Here is an 8830-nt window from a genome sequence, read left to right as displayed (position 1 = left end):
GCTTGGAGCGTGAAGGGAGATCGATCGACGATTTCAAATGGTTGCCCTGCACCGACAAAACCCAGGAAAGTTTCATCGCCGCTGTGAAGTTGGAACTCGATCGGGGTACTATTTTGGTGTGGATATGCTGGCGGTTCGGATTCCGCAGTTCCATTCAGGCGGATCGTGCCGCGCTGAACTAGGTATAGTAATCCCGAGCGAGTGGGAATCTGGGCATCTTTAGCAAACGTTCGGTAGCGGTAATGTTCTTGTGCCCAATCTAGGAGTCGGTGCCAAGTTGAAAACGAACGAGTATTGTTTCTAGGCGGGGTAGATGATGATGATTGCATAACAAACCAGCAGAACGGCACATGATTTTCAATGATTCTACATGTATTTTGATGTAGTAAATCGTTGGATTTTAGTCTGGAATGTACTACGAAACTTGGTAATCGGGGTATGAATATGCAGATTTTTCCTTGCTCAGACCCGATCTTAGTACCATTGGCACCTACAATTGCAGGCGCGATCGCCAACTATTTGCAGTTACTGGCTCAGCAAGTTTGCGTAACATCACCACACAATTATGACGATTTGGCTACTGACTCAGCTCTAGACAGGTCTTGGCATTGGCAGTATAAATCTTCGATTAGGCTGGTGACAACATCACAATACCAGTATGTCAGCACGATCGCACACCGATTAGCCGCAAAATCTGCATTTAATTTTCAAGAAATCTGTCAGAATTTTGTTGAGATGGGGGATGGGGGGACTGGGAGCATTGCTTCTGTGACAATTCAGACAAGTTCCGAGCTGCTATTAGATGGCTGGTATAACGAGGCGGGGTATATTTATTTTCGAGTTACGGCTGAATCGATCGGGAAGTGGCTAAGTTACATCCACGATCTGCCACTCAATCTGGATCTGAATTCTCAGCTCGATGATACTGCGACTAGCATGGCTGTCTACGCTCATGCGCGGTGCTGCTCGATCCTAAAATTGGCAGCAAGCGAGCAACTAATCTCGCTAACCGATGATTGGCAACTTGTCGAGCCAATATTCTCGCACCAGCAATCGATCTCCAGCGATTGGATTTGCGGCGAGAATCCGCTTGAAGCTGCCACAAGTCGTCTATTCGAGCATCCGATGGAGCAGCGCCTAATTCAGGTGCTGATGAGGATTTTAGACAGCATCTACGAGCGAGATGGGATGCAGCACGATCGCGATCGTTGCAACTTTACGGCAAATGTGCAGCAATCGATCTGGCAACAATCCCCAAATTGGGCGAAACTAACTCTCACGCTGGCTCAAAGTTGGCTGGATTTTTATCGAGACTGTCGCATTTTTGGCGATCTAAAACATCAAAACCCACGTCTAGCAATTGCCAGATGTGGGCTAAGTGCGATCGTGCGTCGCTATTTACAGCTACTACTAGAAAATTATCTCAGCATACACGCCCCGATCGAGTTGTAAGGAAGCAGGAAATAGACTTTTGCAAAAGTCAGGGAATAGTGAATAGTGAATAGAAAGACGCAAGCGTCCACAAATTATTACCTCTTACCCATTACCCATTACCCCTTACCTCTTACCCCTTACTCATCCCCCACCATTGCCGAGCGACCTTGTTTGCCAAGGCGGACGATCGCAAAGTAGCCGAATGAGAGAGCATAGATGACTAGTCCCACGAAGCCGAGAAAGCTGAGGAAGGCTGGCTTAGAATTGGCATGAAAAAATTGGTAATACAGCCAAGCTGGTTGGAACCAGGCTTGACAGTAGTCGCTAGAGGTACCAACAAAGCTACACGATAAAAACGGGATGAGGGCGATCGCGCTGAGGGCGCAGTAGATCGTTGTTGCCCAGCGCCAGCCGAGAAATCCGAGTTTGAGTGGACTAGGTGGTAGATCGCTGATTTCGTCATTGATATCTGCCCAAAACCACAGGGAGATCGCGACTAAGCATTGACCGATAAAAGAAGCCACAAAACTGATGGCTGAAGATCCGATTTGTAAATAGACGACGATCGCGAGTAAACTCGATACTCGCCAGTAAATTGTCAATAAATGCTGAATTACTACCGTTTTTTGAGCGAATGCCCACAGTAGTAGAATCAGTGGCATTAGCACTGTAAATATTACCGCCAATCGAAAATCCATCCAGATTAACGGTTGAAACCATAACTCAGTTTGATTTGGCATTAGCTAGATCTAAAAATAGGTAGTTTGCTGCTGTTGATGGGTGGCGATCGTTGACCCAATTCAACAGATTTTCTCTCCCAATCTTGACATAAATCGTGCCGCTTTAGGTTTAGGCTTTAGGTATTAGGCTTTAGGGTTCGGAGTTCTGGTACTGGGCGGCGGAAATGAGGCTACCAGTTCTTTCGCCTAGTCTCCCCGTCCCCCAGTCGCCCCGAAATAGTAACTAGATTTACGCCGCAGAATACTAGCATCTAAGATCTAGGCTTTAGACTTGTGGGTACGATCGACTAATTTGCCGATCCTGAGATCGCGCTTGAAGATGTCGTGGAGTAGCACGTAAAAGCACGGGATGATAAAGAGTGTTAGCAGGGTGGCGAGGGTTAAACCTGCAAAGACGACAATGCCTAGCGGTTGGAGAAATTCTGAGCCTTCGCCGATGCCGAGTGCGAGGGGGAATAGTCCCAAGACGGTGGTGACGGTAGTCATCAGAATCGGGCGGAGGCGTTGGGGGGCGGCGGTGAGGATGGCGGTGGGTCGATCTACTCCGGCTTCGGTGCGGATTTGGTTGGCGGTTTCGACCATGATAATGGCGTTGTTGACGACGATCCCGACGAGGAGGACGGCACCGACGACGACCGTAATTCCGATCGCGGTTTGGGTGATATATAGACCCAATAGTCCGCCGACGAGGGCTAACGGGACAGCCAAAATAATTACCAGCGGATCGATAATCGAGTTGTATTGGACTGCCATGACGACAAATACCAAAAAGGCGGCTAGACTGCCCAGGGAGACTAATGCAGATTGGAGTTCTTGGTTGGTTTGTCCTGCATAGCTGGGTAATACCGTCACCCCGTCGGGTAGATCCAGCGTCGAGATAATTTGCTGGACTTCGGTGATGGCGGCACCCAGACTTGCGCCTTTATTGAGGTTGCCCGCGATGATAAATACCGGGCGCTGGTCGATCCGTTGAATCTCCCCTGGGGCTTGTCCCTCCGTAATCGTCGCCACATCGCTCAACCGGACGAGGGAATTATTGTTGACAAAGAGGGGAAGTTGTGCTAGCTGAGACGGCTGTTTGAGGAGATCGCGGTTGAGTTGCACGCGGACATCTACCAGCCGCTCGTTTCGTTGTAATTGGGTGGGCACCGAACCTTCGAGGGCGGTTTGGATGGTGCTGCCGATCGCTTGAGTCGTCAGACCCAGATCGCTCGCCCGCTCCCAATTAGGGCGAATTTGGACTTCTGGCTGGCGATCGTCGGCATCGGGACGGAAAGCCGATAATTTTACCCGCTCGTCCAGTGCTGCCAATACTTGCCTTCCGGCTTGTCTGAGGACTTCAGCGTCTTGCCCTTGGAGGACGACATCGACTTCTGCCCCCCGAACTGGTGAATTATTGAGGATCAAACCGCGTACCGATCCGGCGGTCACGCGCACCCGAATTCCGGCTAAGTTGAGCCGATTTAGTTCTCTGGTGGTGCGCTCGGTAAATTCTTGGACGTCGCTACCCGATTTGAGGGTGATACTCCCCGTACTGCGGGAGGGGTTGGCAGATACCGTGTTACCAAATAACGAACCGCCTGCGGTGGTAAACACATATTCCGTCTCTGGCTGTTTGAGCAGGACATCATCAACTGCTGCCATCACGCGGCGATTGGTAGCCAGCGAGGTTCCTGGCGGAAATTGAACGTTGACATTTGCCTGTCCGGTACTGATGCGGGGGAGAATTTCCTGGGGAATTTGTCCCGCCATTAGGACACCACTACCGCCTAAGAGGATAAATGCCGCCAGCACGACGATCGCCGGACGGCGGATGACTTTGGCGAGGATATTACCATACGATCGCGTACCGCCTTCAAGTTTTTGATTGAATACCCGGAGGATCCACAGCCGATTGAGACCGCTCGATCGCTCGATCGCGAATAGCCGCGCTGATAACATGGGGACGACCGTCAGGGCGACAATTAGGGAAGCCGCAACCGCGAAGCAGATCGTCAGAATTAGCTCGTTAAATAGTAAGGAAATAAAACCTCCCACGAGGATGAACGGTAGTACCGAAACTAGGTTGGCAGCCGTAGAGGCAACTAGGGATGATTCTACTTCCTGGCTACTCTCTTCGACAGCCGCGATCGCTTGAGTGGCGTAATCACCAGCGTTATTCCTCTGGGCGCGATCGAGTTTGAGTGTGTCGATCCGTTTGCTGACATTTTCGAGAATTACAACTGAAGTATCGATCGCTTGACCGACACTAATTGCCAATCCCCCCAAACTAAAAATATTCAGTGAGAAACCGGATAGCTTCATCACGATCGCGGCGGCTAGAGTACAGAGCGGAATCGTCAGGGTGATAATAAATGTCTGCCGCAGGGAACCCAAAAAGATAAATACCGAAATCGCCGCCAGCAAGGCACCAGACAGCCCCGAAGTAATCACATCTGCTAGCGAGTTGCGGATGAACACCGACTCATCCAACGTCGGCACAATCTTGATATCTGCTGAAATTACACCCGATCGTCTCAACTCCTCGATCTTCAGTTTGACTGCCTCTACGACAGCGACAGTATTAGCATCAGACTGTTTCTGGACGCTGATTTTGACTGCTTTGTTACGGTTGAGACTGACGAGTACCCGCTCTTCTTCGGTACCATCGGTGACTTTGGCAAAATCCCGCAGATAGACTTGCTGCATGGGGGCTGGCTGGGCGGTTGTCACGGCAGCAGTGGCGCTAGTCTGTGCCGTGGTACTGGCTGTCGCCGATCCCCCAATGGCAAACGCCAGATCGCGAATTTCACTCGCATTCTGAAAGCGTCCGACTGCACGGGTGAGAGGTTCGGAACTGTCGCCGCGAATGCGTCCGCCGGAGACATCTTGATTGCGCTGGGTGAGTTGCTCTAGGACAGTAGGTAGGCTAATTCCGAGCGATTGGAGGCGATTGAGGTCGATATCGACGCGGACTTCTTCTTGCACGCCGCCAGAGACATCGGCTGAAGCGACACCCTCGACGATACTCAGCTCGCGGGAGAGTTCTTCATCAGCAAAAATCCGTAAGTCTACATCCTGAAGTGAAGGTGCCGTCAGCGCCAGTTCGTAGACAGGGAGCTGGGAAGGATCGATTTTAAATAACCGGGGTTCTTCGATCGAGTCTGGTAACTGGTTGCGGTTGCGGTTGAAGGCGGCGGTAGTGTCGTTGAGGGCTTGGTCGATATTACTCCCAGGGTTGAAGTAGAGGTCGAGGTTGACTTGTCCTTCGCGGGTTTGGGAGTAGATTTGCACCACGCCATCGGTGGTAGACAGGGCTTCTTCGAGGGGGCGCGTAATTTCATCGATCGCGACTTCGGGCGAGATCCCCGGTGCTTCGAGCCGAACGCCGATCCGAGGATAAGTAATCGAGGGAAGGAGATCGACGGGCAATTGGGTAATGAAGAAGATCCCGACGATAATCACCGTCAGGGTCAGCATCAGGGTGCCGATATACTGCCGGATCGAGAGGGTACTAAGGCTGAAGCCAGATGAGGGTGAGTTTTGCACGATCGATTTAGTTGAGTAGGATGATAATGCCGTCGCTTCCCCCCTTTCTACGCGAGTCTGCTAGACTTCGTTTTCGCTGAGTTTACCCCCCCAACCCCCCTTATAAAGCGGATGCGCGCTCGTCGGGTTTCCCGACGGGATAGCGCACCAAGCAGGGGGGGCTTTTGGCTTCGCCACTACAGGGGGCTTTTACTCTCTCCCCACAGAGGGGACTCTTGCTCTTGCCCCACAGATGGGACTCTTGCCCCCTCCCCTTTATAAGGGGAGGGCTGGGGTAGGGTAACGGGACTACGAAAGCACAAGCAGCTTCACTTAGCCGACAAAATGCTCAATCGCACCGCTTCACCATCTTTCAGGGGCTTACCAGCCCTAGAGACGAAGCGTTCCCCAGGATTGAGACCGGAGAGGATTTGGACTTTGCCGTCGATTTGTTGACCCAGAGTGACCTTGCGGGCATTGACTACCGATCCTTCGCCTTGACGGGCGATGACAAATAGCGTCCCGGTGGTGCGTGGAGCGGCACTTGCAGGGGCGGCTGGTGCTGTCCTGGCGCGATCGGGTGTGGGTGATGTGGGCTTGGCTGGGGCGCGATCTGATTGGAGTGCGGAGAGGGGGATGACGACTCGCTCTGCGGTGGCTTGGGCGAAGGTCGATCGCGCGAGTAAGCCGCTCCCGACGCGACCATTGGGATTGGGGATGGTAATTTCGACGGGAATGAGCCGCGATGTCGGATTGGCAGCCGGGGAAATCCGGGTGACTTTACCGCTAAACTGTTGGTTTGCGAGGGCATCTAGCTTGACGGTGGCGTTACTTCCGAGCCGGACAGATGCTAAGTCGAGTTCGGACACTTGAACGGTGACTTTGACGCGACTAAAATCGCCCAGCCGCAGCAGTTCGTTACCGACTTGGAGGATATTGCCGCGATCGGTCGATCGGGTAGAGACGACGCCAGAGATCGGCGCGGTGACGACGGTATAGGATTTGCGTCGCTGCTGTTGGGCGACGACTGCTTGCTGGGCGGTAATGCGATTCTTAGCAACGCCGATCGCTTGTTGCTGTGCCCGGACTTTGGCTTGTGACGATCGCAAGACTTGGGCGGCTGTCTGAGCTTGGGTGCGAAATTGCTCGGCTTGCTGCTGGGAAATCGCCCCAGATTTTGCCAGACTTTCATAACGAGCGGCATCGGACTGAGCTTGCTGGAGTGTCAGGCGATTTTGGGCGACTTGGGTCTGAGCGTCGCTAACTTGGGACTGAAGTTGACTGATTTCGCTGCGTCGCGAGGCGAGTTCTGCCTGGGCTTCGGCGGTTTGGGCGTCCAGAAGGGAGTCATCGATCTGCGCCAATACTTGCCCTTGCTTGACGCGATCGCCTACATCCACATTCAACACTCGTAATTGACCTTCTGCCTGAGCGCGGATCGCCACCTCCCGCACGGGTTGAGTCGTCCCCGTGTATTCCCGAATCGACTCTAGCGGGGCTGTCGCCGCGATCTCCACGTCTACAGCCGTCGCCTGCGCTCGTCCGCCAGCAGGTCTAGTCTGAGCGTCAGCCCCATCTTTGGGCAGCGAATTACAACTAGTGAGCAATAGCGCTAACAGGGCGATCGATCCGACCCGAACGATCTTTACTTGCTGACCATAATTACCTTGGTGGCGGACATTCATCAATCGCAAAGATGCAAGTAATCTTGCTAATAATATTGTTAAAAGGTCAATTGGATGAGTTGACTTCATCTGGACTATCTCCATAAAATATTAACAATGGCAGTTAGCTCCAGCTATCTCTCGATCGGGATATTTCTAGTCACATTGGCAAGGGTGCTTGTCTTCAGTCGTCAGCGGCAACCTAGGCGAATTTATCTAGCTCTCGACGTAAGTAGGTATTAATTTGTATACCACTGTTACGGTTTGTCTAGATACACGCAAATTATATCAAATTATATCAATTTTAACTCTGGCAGATGAGTAAGCGATCGTAGCTTAAGTGCTGCCGCGCTAAAACCTGCACGATCGTCTATTCCTTACTGCTGTTCGAGGAGATCTCTACCGATCGACGGATGTGCAGAAATTTATCGGTATCTAACGTAATTAAATATGGATGTAACTAAAAGTTTCAAAGCATTATTTTGCAATTGAATTAATTAGTTTATCCCTAAAATTCTGGGCGAGCGTAACCAGGGAGCCGTGAATAATTTAGTTGTTTGAAGTATCTAATAACTAAATCTGGCAATCGCCCAGCCATAACTATCAGCTTGCACTGTAACGAGTCATTTTTCGACAAGATATTTACCTAACAACTTAGCGAGGAGTTATGAATAAAATCGGTTTAATGTTTGCAACAGTAGTAGGGATAGCCCTGTTAGCAAGTTCTTGCTCTCCATCTGGCTCTGGCACGGGTGGCTCGGGTACAGGCTCGGGTGGCAGTGGTACGACGGGTACAGATGGTACCAGCGGCACGGGTACGGGTACGAGTCCCACAACTAGTCCGACTACCACCCCTGGAACGGGTACAGGCACGGGTACGGGTACGGGTAAGGGTACGAGTCCCACAACTAGTCCGACTACCACCCCGGGAGCGGGTACTAGCAGTCCATCGGTCAGCCCTTCACCTAAACCTTAGCAATCGAGTCCCGCGCCGAGCGAGCGATTGTTGTTACTACAGCACTGGGTAGAAATTAAAAATTGCCTGCATCGAAAAATGTGGCAGGGAGGTATCAATGGTACCTCCCTTAATTAGTTGCTCGAACTGGCGAATAGTTTGAGTATTATCGCATCCCAAATGCTCTCTAAATTTCCTAAATTTAGATGGCTAACGATGGCGACCTGTTGCTAAAAGATTACCTAATGTAGCACTAAAAAATGCAGCAGGGGATTCCAGATTGCCCGATCGCCTCGATCTCTACCTAAAGACAGAGCTTAAAAAATATTTGATTATTTAAATTGGTAAAGCGTGTTAATTATTTGTGTTTGCCAGCTTGATTTTCTTTCCCTCCATTCGTGTGAATCGCTCGCGCAAACAAAACTAGTCAGCTTACAACAATATTCTCTAACCGTACTCTTAAGAAACGCAATGAGCGAACAAAATCAGATCGACGAGCAAGCCAAGAATCAGAGCTTAGAAAACTATCG

At 51.2% G+C, this 8830-nt stretch carries 5 protein-coding genes and 1 pseudogene; 2 read left to right on the top strand and 4 right to left on the bottom strand.

Features of this window, described 5'->3' with window-relative positions:
- Nucleotides 1-329 (bottom strand): annotated as a pseudogene (locus RMO52_RS05940) (Crp/Fnr family transcriptional regulator); the annotation flags it as partial.
- 154 nt (nt 330-483) lie between these two features.
- Between RMO52_RS05940 and RMO52_RS05935 the strand changes: the two are divergent.
- Nucleotides 484-1452, top strand: coding sequence for a hypothetical protein (locus tag RMO52_RS05935; protein WP_310411840.1), 969 nt, complete (start codon nt 484-486; stop codon nt 1450-1452).
- Between the two features lie 119 nt (nt 1453-1571).
- Here RMO52_RS05935 and RMO52_RS05930 read toward each other — a convergent pair whose 3' ends face one another.
- From RMO52_RS05930 to RMO52_RS05920, 3 genes are all read right to left on the bottom strand, one after another.
- Nucleotides 1572-2174: a DUF3177 family protein gene (locus tag RMO52_RS05930; RefSeq protein WP_310411837.1), complete on the bottom strand. Its 603-nt coding sequence runs from the start codon at nt 2172-2174 to the stop codon at nt 1572-1574.
- Between the two features lie 258 nt (nt 2175-2432).
- Nucleotides 2433-5705, bottom strand: coding sequence for an efflux RND transporter permease subunit (locus RMO52_RS05925; RefSeq protein WP_396134903.1), 3273 nt, complete (start codon nt 5703-5705; stop codon nt 2433-2435).
- 305 nt (nt 5706-6010) lie between these two features.
- Nucleotides 6011-7435: an efflux RND transporter periplasmic adaptor subunit gene (locus RMO52_RS05920; RefSeq protein WP_310411830.1), complete on the bottom strand. Its 1425-nt coding sequence runs from the start codon at nt 7433-7435 to the stop codon at nt 6011-6013.
- A 577-nt stretch (nt 7436-8012) separates the two neighbouring features.
- Here RMO52_RS05920 and RMO52_RS05915 point away from each other — a divergent pair.
- Nucleotides 8013-8321 (top strand): hypothetical protein, encoded by a 309-nt coding sequence (locus RMO52_RS05915; protein ID WP_310411828.1) that lies wholly within the window; start codon nt 8013-8015, stop codon nt 8319-8321.
- The last annotated feature ends 509 nt before the right edge of the window (nt 8322-8830 follow it).

The organism is Chamaesiphon sp. OTE_8_metabat_110 (genome assembly GCF_031382685.1).
GTDB lineage: Bacteria > Cyanobacteriota > Cyanobacteriia > Cyanobacteriales > Chamaesiphonaceae > Chamaesiphon.
This window is presented reverse-complemented; position numbering and strand designations above follow the sequence as displayed.